The organism is Citrobacter sp. Cpo221 (assembly GCF_030332345.1).
In the GTDB taxonomy this organism is placed as follows: domain Bacteria; phylum Pseudomonadota; class Gammaproteobacteria; order Enterobacterales; family Enterobacteriaceae; genus Citrobacter; species Citrobacter portucalensis.
In genome coordinates this window covers 159,335-179,964 of the sequence record NZ_JAOWIA010000034.1, presented here as the reverse complement: position 1 = coordinate 179,964, position 20,630 = coordinate 159,335, and the positions used below count along the sequence as shown (strand labels likewise).

The following is a 20,630-nucleotide window of genomic DNA, read 5'->3' as shown; positions in this document are numbered from 1 at the left end:
GTGCAAGTGCACTCTTGGCTTTCACGGCATAAAGATGAACAAAATTGTGCTTTTTGCTGTTTTTTCGAACATTTCTGAACAGCTTAACGCTCAACAACCCGGTAAGATACGCAAAGTTTACCAGAGCTTATATAACAAGGAGTATGTCCTGACCATGGTTTCATCATCTGCAGTCGTACCTCGCAGCGGCCTTTATTACTTTTCACAGGGATGGAAGCTCATCACCCTACCGGGCATTCGTCGCTTTGTCATCCTGCCTTTGCTGGTGAATATCCTGCTGATGGGCGGCGCATTCTGGTGGCTATTCACACAACTCGATAGCTGGATCCCCGCGCTGATGAGTCACGTCCCTGACTGGCTTCAGTGGCTCAGCTACTTGCTGTGGCCGATTGTCACTATCTCCGTACTACTGGTGTTCGGCTACCTGTTTTCCACCATAGCCAACTGGATTGCAGCGCCGTTTAACGGTCTGCTGGCTGAACAACTGGAAGCGCGCTTAACGGGCGCAACACCGCCTGACACCGGCGTTCTCGGCATCATGAAAGATGTTCCCCGTATTATGAAACGTGAATGGCAAAAGTTGGCGTGGTATCTCCCGCGCGCCGTCGTGTTGCTGATCCTCTATTTCATTCCGGGTATTGGTCAGACCGTAGCCCCGGTGCTGTGGTTCCTGTTCAGCGCGTGGATGCTGGCCATTCAGTACTGCGATTATCCGTTTGATAACCATAAGGTGCCTTTTAAGGAGATGCGCGTCGCGCTGCGCACACGCAAGGTCACCAATATGCAATTTGGCGCATTGACCAGCCTGTTCACCATGATTCCGGTGCTCAATCTGTTCATCATGCCAGTTGCGGTTTGTGGTGCCACGGCGATGTGGGTAGACTGCTATCGTGCTAAGCACGCGTTATGGAAGTAATGCAAAAATGTGTAAAAGCAGGCTGGCTTATGCCCGCTCTTATTCCATACTGCAACGCATTATTTCCTGGTGGCATATAGATATACGAATTCCTTACTTCCCCATACTTTCTCAACAGGTATGCTGAAGCGGTATCCCAATTTCATACAGTTAAGGACAGGCCATGAGTAAGATTTTTGAAGACAACTCGCTGACTATCGGTCATACGCCGCTGGTTCGACTGAACCGTATCGGTAACGGACGCATTCTGGCGAAGGTGGAATCACGCAACCCAAGCTTTAGCGTCAAATGCCGTATCGGTGCCAACATGATTTGGGATGCCGAAAAACGAGGTGTACTTAAACCGGGTGTAGAGCTGGTCGAACCAACCAGCGGCAACACAGGGATCGCGCTGGCCTACGTTGCCGCAGCTCGCGGTTACAAACTGACTCTGACCATGCCTGAAACCATGAGCATTGAGCGCCGCAAGCTCTTAAAAGCGCTGGGCGCGAACCTGGTGCTGACCGAAGGCGCAAAAGGTATGAAGGGCGCGATTCAGAAAGCGGAAGAAATTGTGGCCAGCGATCCGGAAAAATTCCTGCTGCTGCAGCAGTTCAGCAACCCGGCAAACCCGGAAATCCACGAAAAAACTACCGGCCCGGAAATCTGGGAAGATACCGATGGCCAGGTTGATGTCTTTATCTCTGGCGTTGGTACCGGCGGTACGTTGACTGGTGTGACCCGTTACATTAAAGGCACTAAAGGCAAAACCGATCTGATCACCGTCGCGGTTGAACCTACCGACTCCCCTGTTATCGCCCAGGCGCTGGCAGGTGAAGAACTCAAACCAGGCCCGCATAAAATTCAGGGCATCGGCGCTGGCTTCATTCCGGGTAACCTTGATCTGAAGCTTATCGATAAAGTCGTTGCCATCACTAATGATGAAGCTATTTCTACTGCGCGTCGTCTGATGGAAGAAGAAGGTATTCTGGCTGGGATCTCTTCCGGTGCTGCGGTTGCTGCCGCGCTTAAGCTCCAGGAAGATGAAACCTTTACCAATAAGAATATAGTGGTTATTCTACCGTCATCGGGTGAGCGTTATCTGAGCACAGCACTGTTTGCCGATCTCTTTACAGAGAAAGAACTGCAACAGTAGTGCCAGCATGTTAAAAACGCGTAAAAAAGCACCCTTTTGGGTGCTTTTTTGTGGCCTGCTTCAAAGTTTCAACTCGCCTGGCATTGATTCAACCCGCCGGAACTGGTATTTAACCAAACTAATTATTTTGATGCGCGAAATTAATCGTTACAGGAAAAGCGCTAGCTGAATCGATTTTATGATTTGGTTCAACTCTTCCTTTCGCGGCATAATGTTTAATGACGAACGAAACGTCAGCGGCAAGAAGTTGCCAGCAACGGATTGCACCGAACTCCTTTTGTGTCGCGTCCAGTTTACGCCGATGCTAACAATACAGGCTAAAGTTGAGCCGCCAGGCTAGACTTTAGTTCCACAACACTAAACCTATAAGTTGGGGAAATATAATGTTCCAGCAAGAAGTTACCATTACCGCTCCGAACGGTCTGCATACTCGCCCTGCTGCTCAGTTTGTTAAAGAAGCAAAAGGCTTTACTTCTGAAATTACTGTGACTTCCAACGGCAAAAGCGCTAGCGCCAAAAGCCTGTTTAAACTGCAGACTCTGGGCCTGACTCAGGGTACCGTTGTCACCCTGTCCGCAGAAGGTGAGGACGAGCAGAAAGCAGTTGAGCATCTGGTTAAACTGATGGCTGAACTCGAGTAAGTTCAACGAGTTCTTTTAAATATCAGTCACAAGTAAGGTAGGGTTATGATTTCAGGCATTTTAGCATCCCCGGGTATCGCTTTCGGTAAAGCATTGCTGCTGAAAGAAGACGAGATCGTCATTGACCGGAAAAAAATTTCTGCCGACAAGGTTGATCAGGAAGTTGAACGTTTTCTGAGCGGTCGTGCCAAGGCATCTGCGCAACTGGAAGCGATCAAAACCAAAGCTGGTGAAACGTTCGGTGAAGAAAAAGAAGCCATCTTTGAAGGGCATATCATGCTGCTCGAAGATGAGGAGCTGGAGCAGGAAATCATAGCCCTGATTAAAGATAAGCACATGACGGCTGATGCAGCTGCGCATGAAGTTATCGAAGGTCAGGCCACAGCCCTGGAAGAGCTGGATGATGAATACCTGAAAGAACGTGCGGCTGACGTACGTGACATCGGTAAACGCCTGCTGCGTAACATTCTGGGTCTGGCAATTATTGACCTAAGCGCTATCCAGGACGAAGTTATCCTGGTTGCCGCAGACCTGACCCCGTCAGAAACCGCACAGCTGAACCTGAACAAGGTGCTGGGTTTCATCACTGACGCGGGCGGACGTACTTCCCATACCTCTATCATGGCGCGTTCTCTGGAACTGCCTGCTATCGTAGGTACGGGTAACGTCACCTCTCAGGTGAAAAACGACGACTATCTGATTCTGGATGCCGTAAACAATCAGGTTTACGTCAATCCGACCAACGACGTTATTGATCAACTGCGTGCCGTTCAGGAGCAGGTTGCAACCGAGAAAGCGGAACTCGCTAAGCTGAAAGATCTGCCGGCTATCACGCTGGACGGACATCAGGTTGAAGTTTGCGCCAACATCGGTACCGTTCGTGACGTTGAAGGCGCTGAGCGTAACGGCGCTGAAGGTGTGGGTCTGTACCGCACCGAATTCCTGTTCATGGACCGTGAATCGCTGCCAACTGAAGAAGAACAGTTTGCTGCGTATAAAGCCGTTGCTGAAGCCTGTGGCTCTCAGGCGGTCATCGTCCGTACCATGGACATCGGCGGCGATAAAGAACTGCCGTACATGAACTTCCCGAAAGAAGAGAACCCGTTCCTGGGCTGGCGTGCCGTGCGTATCGCCATGGATCGTAAAGAGATCCTGCGTGACCAGGTTCGCGCTATCCTACGCGCCTCTGCTTTCGGCAAACTGCGTATCATGTTCCCAATGATCATCTCTGTTGAAGAAGTGCGTGCACTGCGCAAAGAGATCGAAATCTACAAACAGGAACTGCGCGACGAAGGTAAAGCATTTGACGAGAGCATTGAGATTGGCGTGATGGTGGAAACACCAGCTGCGGCAACAATTGCGCGTCATTTAGCCAAAGAAGTTGATTTCTTTAGTATCGGCACCAATGATTTAACGCAGTACACCCTGGCAGTTGACCGTGGTAATGATATGATTTCACACCTTTACCAACCGATGTCGCCATCTGTGCTGACGCTGATCAAGCAAGTTATTGATGCTTCTCATGCTGAAGGCAAATGGACTGGCATGTGTGGTGAGCTTGCAGGCGACGAACGTGCTACACTTCTGTTGCTGGGGATGGGTCTGGACGAATTCTCTATGAGCGCCATTTCTATCCCGCGCATTAAGAAGATTATCCGTAACACGAACTTCGAAGATGCGAAGGTGTTAGCAGAGCAGGCTCTTGCTCAACCGACAACGGACGAGTTAATGACGCTGGTTAACAAGTTCATTGAAGAAAAAACAATCTGCTAATCCACGAGATGCGGCCCAATTTACTGCTTAGGAGAAGATCATGGGTTTGTTCGATAAACTGAAATCTCTGGTTTCTGATGATAAGAAAGACACCGGAACTATTGAGATCGTTGCTCCGCTCTCTGGCGAGATCGTCAACATCGAAGACGTGCCGGATGTAGTTTTTGCTGAGAAAATCGTTGGTGATGGCATTGCTATCAAACCAACCGGTAACAAAATGGTTGCCCCTGTTGATGGCACCATCGGCAAAATCTTTGAAACCAACCACGCTTTCTCTATCGAATCCGACAGCGGCATTGAGCTGTTTGTTCACTTCGGTATTGATACCGTTGAACTGAAAGGCGAAGGCTTCAAACGCATCGCTGAAGAAGGTCAGCGCGTGAAAGTGGGCGACCCGGTTATTGAATTCGATCTGCCGCTGCTGGAAGAAAAAGCCAAGTCTACCCTGACTCCGGTTGTTATCTCCAACATGGACGAAATCAAAGAGCTGATCAAACTGTCCGGTAGCGTGACAGTGGGTGAGACTCCGGTTATCCGCATCAAGAAGTAATTCTTTTTGCAGAGAAAGATGGCGCCAGCAGGCGCCATTTTTTTTATCTGATGGTTATCAAAACCCTGCCGGATGGCGCTACGCTTATCCGGCCTACAACAAACTCCGTAACGTAGGCCGGATAAGACGTTCTCGCCGCCATCCGGCATTAAATCTGTAAGGTGACCGGTCGGTAACACGCCTCGCGCATCAGGATTTTCATCCCTTCCGGCCCGCTTTCCAGCATCCGTCGCTCCGAGTCTGCCACTAACAATTCACAGTCGTAGCCACCCGCAATACCAAACATGGATCGCGCTACGCAGATATCTTCCAGCGCTGCTGCCCCGTTGGTGTCAAAATGTCCAACCATACGCCCATTCTGGCGAACTACCAGCCGGTAACTCTTCATCGCGCCTCCCCTGCCGGTGGCAGAATTAATTCATCACAACCACACAGATGCGTCCACGTCATCACGTCCAGCACCCGCTGCGCGGCGTCGTGAGTCGCGGTCGTCAGCGCTTTCCCCAGTACAAGGCCGCTCACCAGCTCTGCACAAAACAGATCGCCAGTCCCCTTCAGATCCGTTTTCACTCGCGGATGGGCTAACACCTCAACCGTTTCAGCCGTCACCACCGCAACGTTAATAATCTCTTCGGTATCCCCCGGTGCGCTGGTAATTACCACCCATTTCAGGGTGTCAGTGAGCAGTGATTGTGCCGCCGTAATGGCTTCATCAAGCGTACGACACGGCTTTCCGCTCAGCATTTGCAGCTCGAACACGTTCGGCGTCAGCCCCTGCGCCAGCGGCAGCAGGTGCTGACGATAAGCTTCCGGGATTTCGGCTTTCACATACATGCCGCTATCCGTATCGCCAATCACAGGGTCGACCAAAATGCACAGGTCCGGATGCGTGGCCCGAACGGTTTCCAGCCACTGTGCCAGCAAGGCGATTTGCTCCGCGCTGCCCATGTATCCAGTAGTCACCGCCTTTAGCTCGCGCAAGGCATCACGCTCGCTTAAGGCGCGGAGATAGCCGCTAAACCAGTCGGACGGAATAACGCCGCCGTAAAAGGTTTCATAATGCGGGGTATTACTGAACAGCACCGTGGGTACTGCCGTCACGCGTAACCCCTGCGCTTTAATGGCCGGGACGGCGATGCTGTTGCCTACGCTGCCATACACCACCTGTGACTGGACGGCGACGATATCGGTCTGTAACGCCCGATTCGTGTCGTCAAAGAGCACTGACTGGATATCACTCTCCTGCTCCATAAATTTCTCCTCTCTCTGGACAGCGGGCCTACGCCTCACTATTATCGTCATATGCTAAAATTCATTTTGTCATAGGTCAATAATGATCGACGGAAAAACCGCTAACGAAATTTTTGACAGTATCCGTCAACATGTCACTACAGGCACGCTGGCAGCAGGCGAAACGTTGCCGCCAGTGCGGGAACTGGCGACGGAATTAAACGTGAACCGCAATACTGTCGCGGCGGCTTACAAACGCCTGGTCACCTCCGGGTTGGCGCAGAGCCTGGGACGCAACGGCACGGTGATTAAGGGGATTACTGCCCCCGTTGCGTTGGAAGGTGGTAATCCGAATACCCCGCTTATCGATCTTTCCGGCGGTAATCCAGCGCCCTCGCGTCTTCCTGACCTGAGTAGTTATTTCGCGAAGATAAATAAGAATCCGCGTTTGTACGGCGATGCCGCTGTGTCACCAGGGCTTAAGGTATGGGCATCACAATGGATGCAAAATGCAATGCCCGGCAAAGGGGAAATTGATATCACCAGCGGCGCCATTGATGCTATCGAACGGCTACTGTGCGCCCATTTACTGCCTGGAGATAGCGTTGTCGTAGAAGATCCATGCTTTTTGAGCAGCATCAACATGCTGCGTTATGCTGGTTTCTCCGCCAGTCCGGCCAATGTTGACCACGAAGGTATGCTGCCGGACCAACTGGAACTCGCGCTACAGAAAGGTGCGCGGGCGGTGATTCTGACACCGCGCGCGCATAACCCCACAGGATGCAGCCTGAACGCATCCCGCGCGGCGCAATTGCAGGAAATCCTGGCCCGCTATCCGCAGACGCTGGTGATCGTCGACGACCACTTTGCGCTGCTATCTGCTTGCCACTGGTATCCGGTGATTGCGAAGGAAACCACGCACTGGGCGATTGTCCGTTCGATGTCCAAAACGTTAGGTCCGGATTTACGCCTGGCCATTGTGGCCAGCGATCCGCTCACTTCAGGGAAGCTACGTTTACGGCTCAACTCCGGCAGTCAGTGGGTCAGCCATCTGCTGCAGGATTTGGCCTGCGCCTGCCTGAGTGACGAGACTTATCAACACACGCTGGCGCAAACTCAGCAGTTTTACGCCGCCCAGCAGCAAAAGTTGACGGCAGCGCTACGGCGACATGGCATTGAGTTGCCCGTTGGTGACGGTCTGAATATGTGGCTACCGCTGGAAAATAACAGCCAGGCAATCGCTTTTGCGCTGGCGAAGTCCGGCTGGCTGGTGCGGGAAGGCGAAGTGTTTGGCGTCAATACGCCTGCCCACGGCCTGCGTATTACGCTGTCAACCTTAACTGACAGCGACATTGATAAGCTGGCGGCTGATATTCATCAGGCGCTAAAACGCTAACAGGAGAGAAAAAGTGCGAGTTCATTTTGTTATTCATGAGTCTTTCGAATCTGCTGGCGCGTATCTGCCGTGGGCCGAATCACGCGGCTATACCATCACCTGGTCGCGCGTTTATGCCGGAGAAGCGGTCCCTGCGAACGCCGATGATTTCGATATGTTGGTGGTGTTTGGCGGTCCGCAGTCACCACGAACCACGCTGGCAGAGTGCCCGTACTTTGATTCTCAGGCCGAGCAGCATCTGATCAACCAGGCGATTGCGGCACGTAAAATTGTGGTGGGGATCTGCCTGGGTTCACAGTTAATCGGCGAAGCGCTGGGTGCGAAGGTGTGCCAGAGTCCGGAAAAAGAAATTGGTCACTACCCCATCGTTCTGACCGAAGCCGGTCAACAGCACCCGTTGTTCAGCCATTTCGGCTCACCGCTTACTGTCGGCCACTGGCACAACGACATGCCAGGATTAACCGACCAGGCGACCATTCTTGCTGCTAGCGAGGGCTGTCCACGACAAATCGTGCAATACGGTAATTTTGTTTATGGTTTTCAGTGCCATATGGAGTTTACAGCTGATGCTATAGAAGGGCTTATTCAACACTCCGAACAAGAACTGACGGAAGCTAAAGGCAAGCGCTTCATCCGTTCCGTTGAAGAGATGCGAGCATGGGATTATCAGCAGATGAATGAGAAGCTGTGGCAATTCCTAGATAAGCTTGTGGAAAAACGTAACGATTGATTATGGCAGGCCGGATAAGACGCTTTACGTCGTCATCCGGCGCTCGTGCCGTACGTTTGCCTGATAGTGCTATGGTTATCAGGCCTGAAAACTAAATCCCTAATCCCTGGTTAAAGTGCTCTTCGCCAAACACGCCGGTTGAAAGGTAGCGATCGCCGCGATCGCAGATGATCGCCACCACCACCGCTCCCGGTGTCGCGCGCGCCACACGTAACGCCCCCGCTACCGCGCCACCAGAACTGACACCACAGAAAATCCCTTCGCGCACGGCCAGTTCACGCATGGTGTTTTCCGCATCGTTCTGGTGAATATCCAGCACCTCATCCACCAGCGAGGCGTTAAAAATGCCCGGCATATATTCCGCAGGCCAGCGGCGAATTCCCGGAATACTACTGCCCTCTTCCGGCTGCAGGCCAACGATAGTGACCGCTTTTTCTTGCTCACGCAGAAAACGCGACACACCGGTAATGGTGCCTGTCGTTCCCATACTGGAGACAAAGTGGGTAATACGACCTGACGTCTGCTGCCAGATTTCCGGTCCGGTGGTGGTGTAATGCGCGTACGGGTTATCCGGATTATTAAACTGATCCAGCAGCTTGCCTTCTCCACGCTGCGCCATTTCAAGGGCTAAATCGCGCGCGCCTTCCATCCCCTGCTCTTTGGTGACCAGAATCAGCTCGGCACCATAGGCGCGCATCGCCGCACGGCGCTCCTGACTCATGTTGTCTGGCATCAGCAGCTTCATACGGTAGCCCTTCAGCGCGGCGATCATTGCCAGCGCGATTCCGGTATTACCGCTGGTAGCCTCAATCAGCACGTCGCCTGGCTTAATTTCTCCGCGCTTTTCCGCCTCGACGATCATCGACAACGCGGCGCGGTCTTTCACCGAACCTGCGGGATTATTGCCTTCCAGCTTGACCCAAATTTCACTGCCGTTATCTGGCGCCAGACGTTGTAATTTCACCAGAGGCGTATTGCCAATTGTTTGTTCTAATGTGTTCACGTTTTCAGCTCAATAAAATGCCGGGTGGCGCTGCGCTTACCCGGCCTACAGGTCATGCTGCACCTGATAAGCCCGATAAGCACAGCGCCACCGGATGATAACTATACGAATTAACCTATCAGGCACTTTGCGCCAGGGCAAGTTCCTCTTCACGCGTTTCAATCCGCTGGTCTCCGTTATACAGGCGCGCATTTTGCAGCCCGACAAACAGCCGTTCGCCGCGGTTCGGGGTATCATCACCCTGCATGATGACCGTCAGCGGTTCGTTATACCACCCCAACGGTTGCACAACTAATTGGGTGTAGTGTCCTTTCGGGCTGGCTTCCAGCACCTGTACCGGCAACGGCGAATCCAGGCTGGTACGACGGCTCACGTCCACTTCCCACGGACGCAGGAACAGATCCACCGGTCCCTGATAACCAGGCGTATAACCCAGCGGCCAGCGGTGTGCGCCCACGTGGAATTGCCCACCGCGAATCGTTCCCTGCAAGCGGTTAACCTCGCCCATAAACTCCAGCACAAAACGGGTAGCCGGTTCGCGCCAGACCTGATCCGGCGCATCAGCCTGCTCGATATGACCCTGGCTCATCACCACCACGCGGTCTGCGACTTCCGTCGCTTCTTCCTGGTCGTGGGTCACAAACACGCTGGTAAACTTCAGCTCTTCATGCAGCTGGCGCAGCCAGCGACGCAGCTCTTTACGCACCTGCGCATCAAGCGCGCCAAACGGCTCGTCGAGCAGCAGGATCTGCGGCTCTACCGCCAGCGCACGCGCCAACGCCACGCGCTGTTTTTGCCCGCCGGAGAGCTGTGCCGGAAAACGGTCCGCCAGATGAGCCAGTTGAACCATTTCCAGCAGTTTGGTCACTTTTGCTTTGATGGCCGCCGCATTCGGGCGCTCACGCCGTGGCAGGACCGTCAGACCAAACGCGATATTGTCGAAAACGGTCATATGACGAAACAGCGCATAGTGCTGGAACACGAACCCCACCTTACGGTCGCGGGCGTGCAATCGGCTAACGTCGGTGCCGTGAAAACGGATATGCCCGCTGGACTGATGCTCCAGCCCGGCAATAATGCGCAGCAGCGTGGTTTTGCCCGAGCCAGATGGCCCCAGCAGCGCGACCATCTGACCTGAAGGAATATCCAGCGAGATATCGTTCAGCACCTGGGTGCGACCAAAAGACTTCTTAATATTGGCAATCTCAATGCTCATGATTTTCCTCCTGCTGCGCGCGTTTTTCCTGGTTCTCCAGACGCCATTGCAACATGCTCTTCAAAAACAGGGTAATAATCGCCATCAGCGTTAATAGCGCCGCGGCGGTAAAGGAGCCGACCGTGTTGTAGTCCTGCTCCAGTAATTCAATCTGTAGCGGCAGCGATAAGGTTTCGCCGCGAATCGAGCCGGAAACCACTGACACCGCGCCAAACTCACCAATCGCACGGGCGTTGGTCAACACCACACCGTACAGCAATGCCCAACGGATATTCGGCAGCGTCACGCGGCGGAACATCTGCCAGCCGGACGCGCCAAGCAGCACAGCCGCTTCATCTTCATTGCTACCCTGGCTTAACATCACCGGCACCAGCTCACGCACCACAAACGGACAGGTCACGAATACTGTCACCAGCACAATCCCCGGCCAAGCAAACATAATTTGCAGGTTATGCTCATCCAGCCATCCGCCAAGCGGGCCGTTAGAGCCGTAAAACAGCAGATAGACCAGGCCGGCAACCACCGGCGAGACAGCAAATGGAATATCCAGCAACGTCAGCAATAGTTGGCGTCCGGGGAAGTTAAAGCGGGTCACCAGCCAGGCCAGCAACACGCCAAACACCAGGTTCACCGGCACCGCAATCAGCGCAATCAGCACCGTCAGCCAGATGGCATGCAGCATGTCCGGGTCCGCCAGATTCTGTAATACCGGCATTAATCCCTTGCTGAACGCCTGCACGAAGATGTAAATCATCGGCACCAGCAAAATAAACGCGGAGACCAGCATGCCCGTGCCGATCAGGAACCATTTCCCCCAGTTGATGCGGGGTGCGCCATAGCGTTTCAATTGGGTAATGTCTGCCATCAGTGACCTACCACACGTCGACCAAAGCGACTTTGCAGAGTGTTAATTGAAAACAGCAGCAACAACGAAGCCCCGAGGATCACAGAAGCAATCGCGCTGGCGGCCGGGTAGTCAAACTCCTGCAAGCGAACAAAAATCATCAGCGAGGTCACTTCCGTCTTCCATGCGATGTTTCCGGCGATAAAAATAACCGCGCCAAACTCACCGAGGCTGCGGGTAAACGACAGCGCAACGCCCGCCACCAGCGCGGGAGACAGCTCCGGCAGCACTACTTTACGGAAACTTTGCCAGCGCGTAGCACCGAGTGTTTCAGCTGCTTCTTCATATTCCGGGCCTAACTCTTCCAGTACTGGTTGCACAGTACGCACCACAAACGGAATGCTGGTAAAGGCCATCGCTACCGCGATACCGAGCCAGGTGTAGGTCACCTTGATATCCAGCTTCGCCAGCCACTCGCCGTAGAAGCCATTAACCGAAAACAGTGACGCCAGCGTCAGACCTGCCACCGCCGTAGGCAGTGCAAACGGCAGGTCCATCAGAGCATCCAACAGCGTACGGCCCGGAAAGCGATAGCGGGTTAATATCCACGCCATCAGCAAACCGAACACGCCGTTAAAAATCGACGCCACAAACGCCGACAGCAGCGTCACTTTATAAGCCGCCACCACCTGCGGATTGGTAATCACATCCCAGTATTGCGCCCAGCTCATTTGCGCCAGTTGCATCACCAGCGCGCTCAGCGGCAGCAGCAATATCAGGCAGACAAACAGTAAGCTGGTGCCCAGGCTCAAAGTGAAGCCGGGCAGCACGCGTCGGGAAGAAACAGCAAACATTTACTTACGCCCCGCCGCCAGCAGTTTGTCCAGCTCACCGCCGCTGACAAAGTGTGTTTTCATCACTTCAGGCCACGAGCCAAACTTATCTTCCACACGGAACAATTCGGTCTGCGGGAATTTATCTTTCAGCTTGTCCATTACCTGTGGGTTATTCACGCGGTAGTAGAAATCGGTAATGATGGTTTGCGCCTGCGGGCTGTACAGCCAGTTCAGGTAAGCTTTCGCCGCTTTTTCAGTACCGTTGGCCTGCACATTTTTATCTACCCAGGCCACCGGGAACTCCGCCAGAATGTTGACCTTCGGCACCACCACTTCGAAGCCCTGGTCTTCATACTGTTTACGGATATTGTTCACTTCCGATTCAAAGGTAATCAGTACGTCGCCCAGACCGCGCTCCACGAAGGTGGTAGTTGCACCACGACCGCCGGTATCAAATACTTCCACGTTTTTCAGAAACTGGGTCATGAACTGTTCGGTTTTAGCTTTATCCCCACCGTCCGCTTTATCTGCCGCGCCCCACGCTGCCAGATAGGTATAGCGTGCGTTACCGGAGGTTTTCGGGTTCGGGAAAATCAGCTTCACGTCCGGGCGAACCAGATCGTTCCATTCGTGGATATTCTTCGGGTTGCCCTTACGCACCAAAAACGCCATGGTGGAATAGAATGGCGAACTGTTATTCGGCAGGCGGCTTTGCCAGTCGGCAGGGATCAGCTTGCCTTTGTCATGCAGGATCTGCACGTCGGTCACCTGGTTATAGGTCACGACGTCAGCTTTCAGCCCCTGCAAAATCGCCAACGCCTGTTTTGATGACCCGGCATGAGATTGTTTAATCGTCAGTTTGTCGCCGCCGTTATCCTTCGCCCATTGCTGTTCAAACGGCGGATTAAGGGCGGCAAACAGCTCGCGGGAAACATCGTATGAACTGTTCAGCAGTTCCGTTGCCTGCGCCTGCCCCACCAGCAACAGCATGGCTGCCAGCGTCAGTGTTCTTTTTTTCAGTAAGTTAACGGCCATTGCGCACCCTTATAAATTAAATGACTTTCTTATGGTCATCATATTTATAACCAGTGCTAAAGGAGTAACGGTTTTATATACCGTTTGATGATTTGAAAGTTGAAAAGAGAATAAGGGGTACCTCCTCCCCAGCACATGGGGAGGAGACCGGCATCAATCAGACGCCGACGCTTACGCTTTCAGGCAAAGTGCTGCCGCCATCAATCACGTTTTGCGTGCCAGTTAAATAACTGGACTCATCCGATGCCAGGAACGCCGCCAGTTCGCCGACCTCAAGCGGGCAGGCCAGACGACGCATTGGGATCGCTTTCGCCATTTCGACTAAAACGGATTCAGGATCTTCCGGGTTAGACTGACGCGCAATGCTTTCCGCCATCGGCGTACGAACGTAGCCAGGGCAAATGGCATTCACGCGAATGCCGGACTGCGCATATTCTACCGCCAGGGATTTGGTCAAACCGATGATCGCGGCTTTCGACAGCGCGTAGGCCGTTTCGCCCGGGTCAGCAACCATATCGCCGGTCACCGATGACATCATCACGATGCGCCCATCTTTGCGCGCAATCATCTCCGGCAGAACGGCTTTCGTCACGTTCCAGACGCCTTTAATGTTGATATCAATGTGAAAATCGCGATCTTCATCGCTCATATCAAGGAAGTTGCCGAGGCGGCATACGCCGGCATTGTTCACCAGAATATCGATTTTGCCTTCAATCTGCTTCGCGCGCGTCACCGCTTCCTTGACCGACGCAAAATCTCTGACGTCAGCGTGAACGGCTGTGCAACGGTGCCCACGCCCAGCCAACTCATCCGCCAGTTTTTCAATCTCATCGGAGATATCCAGCAGGATTAAGTTCGCACCATGGCGGGCAAACGTTCTGGCGATACCCTCGCCAATACCCTGAGATGCGCCCGTAATCAATGCTGTTTTGCCCGTGAGTTTTCCCATTTCAATATTCTCCTTTTGAATATGAAGCCTTCGCTTCATTCACGCAGAAGATACAGCAATAACAAATTAGTGCTGAGGAATAGCTCACTAAATCAGGTTAATCTCAGGTAAAAAAATCCCCGACGATGCGGGGATGTCTATTTCGTGGCCGATAACAGGATCAGCTCACCATTACAGCGCCATTAAACGGTCCAGCGACGGTGCAAAGTAATAGCCGCCGGTTACCGGTTTGGTGAAGCGCAGCATCGCATCACGCTTACCGTCAGTGTCACCAAACATGCTCAGCAATTGTTGTTCAATGTTGTGCAGACGAGCGCAGTAGGCGCAGAAATAGAGACCATGCGTGCCGCTGGCAGTACCGTATGGCAGGCTCTGGCGCACAATTTTCAGCCCTTTACCGTCTTCTTTGAGGTCAACACGGCTCAGGTGAGAGGTGACCGGACGGTCATCACCGTCGATCTCTTCGTTGGCTTCCTTGGTGCGACCAATCATCATTTCCTGGTCATGGATGCTCATGCGATTAAGCTGTTTCAGGTTATGTTCCCAACGCTGTACAAACACATAGCTGCCACCGGCATCCACGCCATCTTTGATAACGGCAACTTCACGGCGCGTTTCTTCGCCTGCCGGATTTTCCGTACCGTCAACAAAGCCGCTGAGATCGCGCTCTTCGACCCAACGGAAACCGTGGATTTCTTCTTTGACTTCAATACAGTCGCCAAATGCTTCCATTGCCGCCTGCGCAACGGAGAAATTCACGTCATGACGCAAAGAGAGAATATGGATCAACACGTCATATTGGGTTGCTGGTGCCAGACCTTTACCGTAAGGGATAAAGTCTTTTAACTCTTCAGCACCGACGCCGCCGCTCAATGCACGCCAGGTGTTGTTGCCAAAAGCGACAACCGCGCCCAGATGCGCATCCGGGAACTTAGCTTCAAAGGTCGCCAGCTTATCGGCGAAGGTTTTGCTGGCCGCACGCAGGGCATCAACGTCGCCTTTAACATTGGCTTCAATCCAAATCGCCGCACGGCAATGTTCTGGCAAAATGCCACTCTGAACCTGAGACATTGTTCCTCCTGAAAAAAAGATGCCACGACATCGTGGCATTGATGGGCGCTATTCTACCTGTTTTTTTAACAAGCCGATTTGTTCAGACGCAAATTAACGCCGCCAGATAATTTTGCTTACTTTCCACGCTTTCAGCGTGTCGTCAGACGGCATTATATCCTCAGGCCCACTCCATTCGCCGGAAAAAATATAGCTAATATGTTGACTTCCCTCAGCTTTACACTCAACGCCCGCGCTGTCATCGCCGGTTGCTTTTTGGCAATTACCGAAAGCTTTAGTGTAAAGGTCGCTAAACGGTGTACCGATTTCGACACCCGCGGCTGACGAAATATCGTGATCTAATACATCAATACGACTGATGGTTCCCTGGCTGCCGTTGATGACTATCGCCAGCTTGTCGTCTTTCATCGCTTCATAGAAGCGCACCACATTACCGTTATCGGTCTTCATTCCGCTACGCAGGCGGTAATCACCGTCCAGCGCATCAGCAATGGCTTTTTCATCCAGCGGCGTAGCGCCCGTTAACGCTCCTACGCCCTGCTCTGTGACCTGCGTTGAAGAACCAAACCAGTTCCACGGATTGGCGGCAGACCAGTTCACCGAGGACAACGTTGAACACCCGGCCAGTAGCAGCGGCATCGCGCATAAAGTCAAACGCAGTGATTTCATTTCACTTCCTTCCTTATTTATCAACGTTGCTTGGAGTCCGGTTTCCCCAAAAAGTGCCGTTATTCTTTCTCAAGGGAAAAACAGGCGCGCAGACGTTGATTGGTTAACAGCCAGATCAGCGCGACAATATCCGCCACCAGCAGCGCCAGCCCGACGCCATTGAGCGGATCGCCTGCCAGCCACATCACCGGCTGCCAGCACAGCAGCACCAGTTGAGCGAGAATCAATAATCCGCGCAGCCAGCGCCAGAGCACCGGAAACGCAAAGCGTCGCCCACTGAGTAAAAACGCCAACACGGCGGGAACGCCGGGAAGCAACCCCAGCCAGAATGCGTCATGATCGGGATAAAACAGATTCAGCAAGGTGTTGCCCTGCTCACGGGAAGAACCGGCAATCACAAACAATACCCAGGTGCGTGCCTGCAACAGCAGTACGCACCAGAAGAGAAAAGGCAGGCGCAGACGCCCATGACCATCATAGTCGGCCGGATGAAACTCAGTACTCTTCATCTTCGATCAAACGCTTGCCCAGATTGAGTACATCCGCATGTTCATAGCCCAGACGTTCATACATGCCCTGTACGACGTCGTTATCGTCACGCACCATGATTTGAATCTTCGGACAACCGCGGGCAATGAGCTTTTTCTCCAGCCGGTTGAGCAGCGCATTGGCAATACCGCGTCCGCGAAACTCAGGATGCACGCCCAGGTAATAGGCGGAACCGCGATGCCCGTCGTATCCGCCCATCACCGTACCGACCACCTCACCGTTCACTTCAGCGACGAGGAACAAGCTGACGTCATGATTGACTTTACGTTCGATGTCCATTTCAGGGTCGTTCCATGGACGCAGCAAATCACAACGCTCCCAGAGGGTGATCACCTCTTCGAAATCTTCCTGGCGAAAAACGCGTATTTCCATGGTATTGGGTACCTTTTCAGGACGTTAAAAAGCGATTATGGCGCGAACGGCTGATTTAGCCAATATCTGACGCGAAGCGGCGGAAAAAATGGCATAATACGGAATTGTCACGTATTGAAATGAAAAGTAAAACAATTCTTATCTCGATCCGTCGCAACGGACTACGCGATACGATATAACGTTTAGAACCTTTTTTTTACAACTCAGGCCGTATGAGCACTTTTAAACCACTAAAAACACTCACATCGCGCCGCCAGGTGCTGAAAGCCGGGCTGGCCGCCCTGACGCTGTCAGGCATGTCGCAAGCCATCGCAAAAGAAGAAGCGCTAAAGACCAGCAATGGACACAGCAAACCGAAAGCGAAAAAATCCGGCGCTAAGCGCGTTGTTGTTCTTGATCCGGGGCACGGCGGGATTGATACCGGGGCAATTGGTCGCAATGGGTCGAAAGAAAAGCACGTGGTACTGGCGATTGCCAAAAACGTGCGCTCGATCCTACGCAATCAGGGGATTGATGCACGCCTGACCCGCTCCGGCGATACGTTTATTCCGCTCTACGATCGCGTCGAGATCGCCCACAAACATGGTGCCGATCTGTTCATGTCGATCCACGCCGACGGTTTTACCAATCCGAGCGCTGCGGGTGCGTCGGTCTTTGCCTTATCCAATCGCGGTGCCAGTAGTGCCATGGCGAAATATCTGTCCGATCGTGAAAACCGGGCCGATGAAGTCGCCGGGAAGAAGGCCACCGACAAAGATCATTTGTTGCAGCAGGTGCTGTTCGATCTGGTGCAAACTGACACCATAAAAAACAGCCTGACGTTAGGCTCGCATATTCTTAAGAAGATCAAGCCGGTACACCGTCTGCACAGTCGCAGCACGGAACAGGCCGCCTTCGTGGTGCTAAAATCACCTTCGATTCCGTCGGTCCTGGTCGAAACCTCGTTTATCACCAACCCGGAAGAAGAACGATTGCTGGGTACGGCGGCGTTTCGTCAGAAAATCGCCACCGCTATCGCCAATGGCATCATCAGCTATTTCCACTGGTTTGATAACCAGAAAGCCCACTCGAAGAAACGTTAACCATGAAGCCCGATGCACAGCGCGTAAAACAGTTCCTGCTCAGCCTGCAGGATGAGATTTGTCAGCAGTTATCCACCGTAGACGGCAGCGAATTTGTTGAGGATAACTGGCAACGCGAAGCGGGCGGCGGCGGGCGCAGTCGGGTGTTGCGTAACGGCGGTATTTTCGAGCAAGCAGGCGTTAATTTCTCCCACGTCCACGGCGATGCTATGCCGGCCTCAGCTACCGCGCATCGCCCGGAGCTTGCCGGGCGCAGCTTTGAAGCGATGGGCGTCTCGCTGGTGGTGCACCCGCAGAATCCCTACATTCCAACCAGCCATGCCAACGTACGGTTTTTTATCGCGGAAAAACCGGGGGCCGATCCCGTGTGGTGGTTTGGCGGCGGCTTTGACTTAACGCCCTACTACGGCTTTGATGAGGATGCGGTTCACTGGCATCGCACGGCGCGGGATCTGTGCCAGCCGTTTGGCGATGACGTTTATCCACGTTACAAAAAGTGGTGCGATGACTACTTCTTCCTCAAGCACCGCAACGAGCAGCGCGGCATTGGCGGGCTGTTTTTCGATGATTTGAATACCCCTGATTTCGACCACTGCTTCGCTTTTATGCAAGCGGTGGGTCAAGGTTACACCGAGGCGTATCTGCCCATCGTCGAACGCCGCAAAATGATGAGCTGGGGCGAGCGCGAGCGTAATTTCCAGCTTTATCGTCGTGGGCGCTATGTGGAATTTAATCTGGTGTGGGATCGCGGCACGTTGTTCGGTTTGCAAACTGGCGGGCGCACGGAATCGATTCTGATGTCGATGCCGCCGCTGGTACGCTGGGAGTATGACTGGCAGCCGGAAGCGAACAGCCCGGAAGCTGCCCTTAGCGAGTTTATTCAGGTCCGCGACTGGGTGTAATTACCTGATAATGCTACGCTTATCAGGCCTACAACAACGGCAAACCCGTAGGCCGGATAAGACGCGTTAGCGTCGCATCCGGCACAATAATCTCATCATGCCCACTGGCGCATACGCTGATGCAGCGTCAACGATGGTTTCTCCGCAAACAGCTGCTGGTAGTCGGTGGCAAATTGCCCTAAATGCCAGAACCCCCACTGCATGGCGGCGTCTTTCACCGTCGCACTCTGCGACCATGGACTTATCAACTCACGGCGCACAGCGTTCAGGCGAATACGTTTCAACCAGGCATTCGGGCCAATACCGAGGATCGCGTGAAAGGCGTTTTGCAACGTCCGGCGGCTAACGTGCAGTTGATTGCATAAGTCGAGCACGGTCAGCGGCTCTGACATATTTTCCAGCACATATTCGCGCGCACGCGACAGCAAGCGACGATAACTCTGATGGCTGATGCTCTCCGCAGTCATAATCGGCTGCGCTTCTTCCAGCATGGTGCCCATCGCCAGCAGCAGGTTATCCCCCAACACTTTACGCACCGCGGGTTGGTGAAGGTTTTCAGGATTCTCACTAAACGTCGCCAGCGCCTGCTGCACAAAGCCCCATAGCGCGGCTTTGTGTTGTTCTTTAACTTCCAGCGCCGACTGATTGCGCAGCATATGCAACACCCTTTCCGGGTTATGCAGGAAATTGGCCTGACGAGCAATGGCCTCTTCCGAAATGACAACACCCAAAATGGTGTAGTCATCCGGTGTACTCAGTTCAAACTCCGTCCCGCCTGGGCGGGTGGCAATTTCAGCGCTCCCCAAACACTGGGTACCAATAAATCCCTGCTCGCCGCGCGTGGCCGGAATGCCAAACCAAAATGAGTTTGGCCAGACAAGGCACGACTGACGCAGCGCCAGTCCGGTGTATTCACGGAACACCTGAATATCGTCGAGCAGGATTTCCGTGAACTCGCCATGAAATTTCCCCGGATGCAGTTGGTCGTAGATCTGCTGCCAGGCGGTAATCGTCAGCGCGTGCTCATACACATCCGTTGTTCGCCGTTGGTGAACGTTGTCCACTTCCACTTTCGGCGTCAGTTTAACGTCTTCGGGTAATGCTTCATGATAAAGATGGTGCAGGTTTGCAGTACGGTTCTTTTTCATGATCTTTTAAGCCGGAAGCTTCAAGGAAGCCCCCGGCCCTCCGACAGGTTAATTTTTTAAGCGATAGCGACTACTGCGTTTACGCAACGCTCCGTCAGAAAAGAGCTGTTCCAGCGCCTTTCTGGCTTCATCAAGTGACCAGCCAAAGTGGGCAGCCACTTCCCCTGCCGTCATTCCTTGACGGACCGATGCTAACAGCGTCAGAAGTTGTTCAGAGGATTCAGACGTCAACGGGGCGTCCTGCGTCTTCTCTGCTTTTACGTCTGTTTTCACTTCTGGCTTCTGTTCTGGTTTCTTCGGCTGGCGCTTAAAACCGCCGATCAGCCACTGGGTGTCATCGTCCGGTCGGCCTATCTCCTTACGGCTGATAACACGGCCCGTACGCGCTGCGGCGGCGCTGCCGGCATCCAGCGCCGCACGGCACGCCGCCAGATCGCCTTCCACGACCAGCGTCAACCTGCCAGGATCGAGCACTTCATGGCTCAGCAGGCGTACGTTGGCGGCTTTCAGCATGGCATCCGCCGCGTCTACGGCAGCCACCATGCCATCCACTTCCAGTAATCCCAGTGCATTGATCATCACA

General features: G+C 53.3%; 23 protein-coding genes. 9 read left to right on the top strand and 14 right to left on the bottom strand.

Going from position 1 to position 20,630, the window contains the following annotated elements; all coding sequences use genetic code 11:
* Positions 1–154 precede the first annotated feature (154 nt).
* The 5 genes from cysZ to crr all read left to right on the top strand — a co-directional run bounded on the left by cysZ (position 155) and on the right by crr (position 5,015).
* Positions 155–916 carry a sulfate transporter CysZ gene (gene cysZ, locus OGY72_RS07250; protein WP_003834927.1) on the top strand — a complete coding sequence of 254 codons (762 nt, stop codon included), beginning with the start codon at positions 155–157 and terminating at the stop codon, positions 914–916.
* A gap of 163 nt (positions 917–1,079) precedes the next feature.
* Complete coding sequence (cysK, locus tag OGY72_RS07245; RefSeq protein WP_003038091.1) at positions 1,080–2,051, top strand: cysteine synthase A; 972 nt, start codon at positions 1,080–1,082, stop codon at positions 2,049–2,051.
* Positions 2,052–2,434: 383 nt separating this feature from the next.
* Positions 2,435–2,692 carry a phosphocarrier protein Hpr gene (gene ptsH / locus OGY72_RS07240; RefSeq protein WP_002913505.1) on the top strand — a complete coding sequence of 86 codons (258 nt, stop codon included), beginning with the start codon at positions 2,435–2,437 and terminating at the stop codon, positions 2,690–2,692.
* 45 nt (positions 2,693–2,737) lie between these two features.
* Positions 2,738–4,465, top strand: a complete 1,728-nt coding sequence (ptsI, locus tag OGY72_RS07235) for a phosphoenolpyruvate-protein phosphotransferase PtsI (protein ID WP_003834993.1) — start codon at positions 2,738–2,740, stop codon at positions 4,463–4,465.
* A 40-nt stretch (positions 4,466–4,505) separates the two neighbouring features.
* A complete protein-coding gene (gene crr, locus OGY72_RS07230; protein ID WP_000522253.1) occupies positions 4,506–5,015 on the top strand; it encodes a PTS glucose transporter subunit IIA in 510 nt (169 codons plus the stop codon).
* Between the two features lie 148 nt (positions 5,016–5,163).
* Here crr and OGY72_RS07225 read toward each other — a convergent pair whose 3' ends face one another.
* Both OGY72_RS07225 and pdxK read right to left on the bottom strand, forming a co-directional pair.
* Positions 5,164–5,403 carry a cytoplasmic protein gene (locus tag OGY72_RS07225; protein ID WP_279275651.1) on the bottom strand — a complete coding sequence of 80 codons (240 nt, stop codon included), beginning with the start codon at positions 5,401–5,403 and terminating at the stop codon, positions 5,164–5,166.
* On the bottom strand, positions 5,400–6,266 hold the full coding sequence (gene pdxK / locus OGY72_RS07220) for a pyridoxine/pyridoxal/pyridoxamine kinase (protein ID WP_057066918.1): 867 nt from the start codon (positions 6,264–6,266) through the stop codon (positions 5,400–5,402). The genes OGY72_RS07225 and pdxK overlap by 4 nt, the downstream gene beginning before the upstream one ends.
* 82 nt (positions 6,267–6,348) lie before the next feature.
* Here pdxK and ptsJ point away from each other — a divergent pair, with 82 nt between their 5' ends.
* Both ptsJ and OGY72_RS07210 read left to right on the top strand, forming a co-directional pair.
* Positions 6,349–7,641: a MocR-like B6 salvage transcription factor PtsJ gene (gene ptsJ / locus OGY72_RS07215; protein WP_286547492.1), complete on the top strand. Its 1,293-nt coding sequence runs from the start codon at positions 6,349–6,351 to the stop codon at positions 7,639–7,641.
* Positions 7,642–7,654: 13 nt separating this feature from the next.
* On the top strand, positions 7,655–8,371 hold the full coding sequence (locus OGY72_RS07210) for a type 1 glutamine amidotransferase (RefSeq protein WP_126317597.1): 717 nt from the start codon (positions 7,655–7,657) through the stop codon (positions 8,369–8,371).
* A 91-nt stretch (positions 8,372–8,462) separates the two neighbouring features.
* On the opposite strand, the gene cysM is transcribed toward OGY72_RS07210, so the two are convergent.
* From cysM to OGY72_RS07160, 10 genes are all read right to left on the bottom strand, one after another.
* Positions 8,463–9,374: a cysteine synthase CysM gene (cysM, locus tag OGY72_RS07205; protein WP_003835014.1), complete on the bottom strand. Its 912-nt coding sequence runs from the start codon at positions 9,372–9,374 to the stop codon at positions 8,463–8,465.
* A 118-nt stretch (positions 9,375–9,492) separates the two neighbouring features.
* Positions 9,493–10,590, bottom strand: a complete 1,098-nt coding sequence (gene cysA / locus OGY72_RS07200; protein ID WP_126317596.1) for a sulfate/thiosulfate ABC transporter ATP-binding protein CysA — start codon at positions 10,588–10,590, stop codon at positions 9,493–9,495.
* Entirely contained in the window at positions 10,580–11,455 is an 876-nt protein-coding gene (gene cysW, locus OGY72_RS07195) for a sulfate/thiosulfate ABC transporter permease CysW (protein ID WP_286547491.1), read from the bottom strand. Before cysW ends, cysA begins: the two co-directional genes overlap by 11 nt.
* A complete protein-coding gene (cysT, locus tag OGY72_RS07190; RefSeq protein WP_003038061.1) occupies positions 11,455–12,288 on the bottom strand; it encodes a sulfate/thiosulfate ABC transporter permease CysT in 834 nt (277 codons plus the stop codon). The genes cysW and cysT overlap by 1 nt, the downstream gene beginning before the upstream one ends.
* The gene (cysP, locus tag OGY72_RS07185; RefSeq protein ID WP_003835019.1) at positions 12,289–13,305 is read right to left on the bottom strand and encodes a thiosulfate/sulfate ABC transporter substrate-binding protein CysP; all 1,017 of its coding nucleotides are present in this window, start codon (positions 13,303–13,305) and stop codon (positions 12,289–12,291) included.
* Between the two features lie 157 nt (positions 13,306–13,462).
* Positions 13,463–14,254 (bottom strand): SDR family oxidoreductase UcpA, encoded by a 792-nt coding sequence (gene ucpA, locus OGY72_RS07180; RefSeq protein WP_003835020.1) that lies wholly within the window; start codon positions 14,252–14,254, stop codon positions 13,463–13,465.
* Between the two features lie 171 nt (positions 14,255–14,425).
* Positions 14,426–15,325, bottom strand: coding sequence for a porphyrinogen peroxidase (gene yfeX / locus OGY72_RS07175; RefSeq protein ID WP_003835022.1), 900 nt, complete (start codon positions 15,323–15,325; stop codon positions 14,426–14,428).
* A 93-nt stretch (positions 15,326–15,418) separates the two neighbouring features.
* Positions 15,419–15,994, bottom strand: coding sequence for an RpoE-regulated lipoprotein (locus OGY72_RS07170; protein WP_048215807.1), 576 nt, complete (start codon positions 15,992–15,994; stop codon positions 15,419–15,421).
* Between the two features lie 59 nt (positions 15,995–16,053).
* The gene (locus OGY72_RS07165; RefSeq protein WP_008785415.1) at positions 16,054–16,503 is read right to left on the bottom strand and encodes a DUF2919 domain-containing protein; all 450 of its coding nucleotides are present in this window, start codon (positions 16,501–16,503) and stop codon (positions 16,054–16,056) included.
* Entirely contained in the window at positions 16,490–16,915 is a 426-nt protein-coding gene (locus OGY72_RS07160; protein ID WP_003038048.1) for a GNAT family acetyltransferase, read from the bottom strand. The genes OGY72_RS07165 and OGY72_RS07160 overlap by 14 nt, the downstream gene beginning before the upstream one ends.
* A 212-nt stretch (positions 16,916–17,127) precedes the next feature.
* Here OGY72_RS07160 and amiA point away from each other — a divergent pair, with 212 nt between their 5' ends.
* Both amiA and hemF read left to right on the top strand, forming a co-directional pair.
* The gene (gene amiA / locus OGY72_RS07155; RefSeq protein ID WP_003038046.1) at positions 17,128–17,997 is read left to right on the top strand and encodes an N-acetylmuramoyl-L-alanine amidase AmiA; all 870 of its coding nucleotides are present in this window, start codon (positions 17,128–17,130) and stop codon (positions 17,995–17,997) included.
* A 2-nt stretch (positions 17,998–17,999) separates the two neighbouring features.
* Positions 18,000–18,899: an oxygen-dependent coproporphyrinogen oxidase gene (gene hemF / locus OGY72_RS07150; protein WP_048224960.1), complete on the top strand. Its 900-nt coding sequence runs from the start codon at positions 18,000–18,002 to the stop codon at positions 18,897–18,899.
* Between the two features lie 95 nt (positions 18,900–18,994).
* Here hemF and eutR read toward each other — a convergent pair whose 3' ends face one another.
* Entirely contained in the window at positions 18,995–20,047 is a 1,053-nt protein-coding gene (eutR, locus tag OGY72_RS07145; protein ID WP_279275646.1) for an HTH-type transcriptional regulator EutR, read from the bottom strand.
* Between the two features lie 48 nt (positions 20,048–20,095).
* The gene (gene eutK, locus OGY72_RS07140) at positions 20,096–20,626 is read right to left on the bottom strand and encodes an ethanolamine utilization microcompartment protein EutK (RefSeq protein WP_042306913.1); all 531 of its coding nucleotides are present in this window, start codon (positions 20,624–20,626) and stop codon (positions 20,096–20,098) included.
* Positions 20,627–20,630 lie beyond the last annotated feature (4 nt).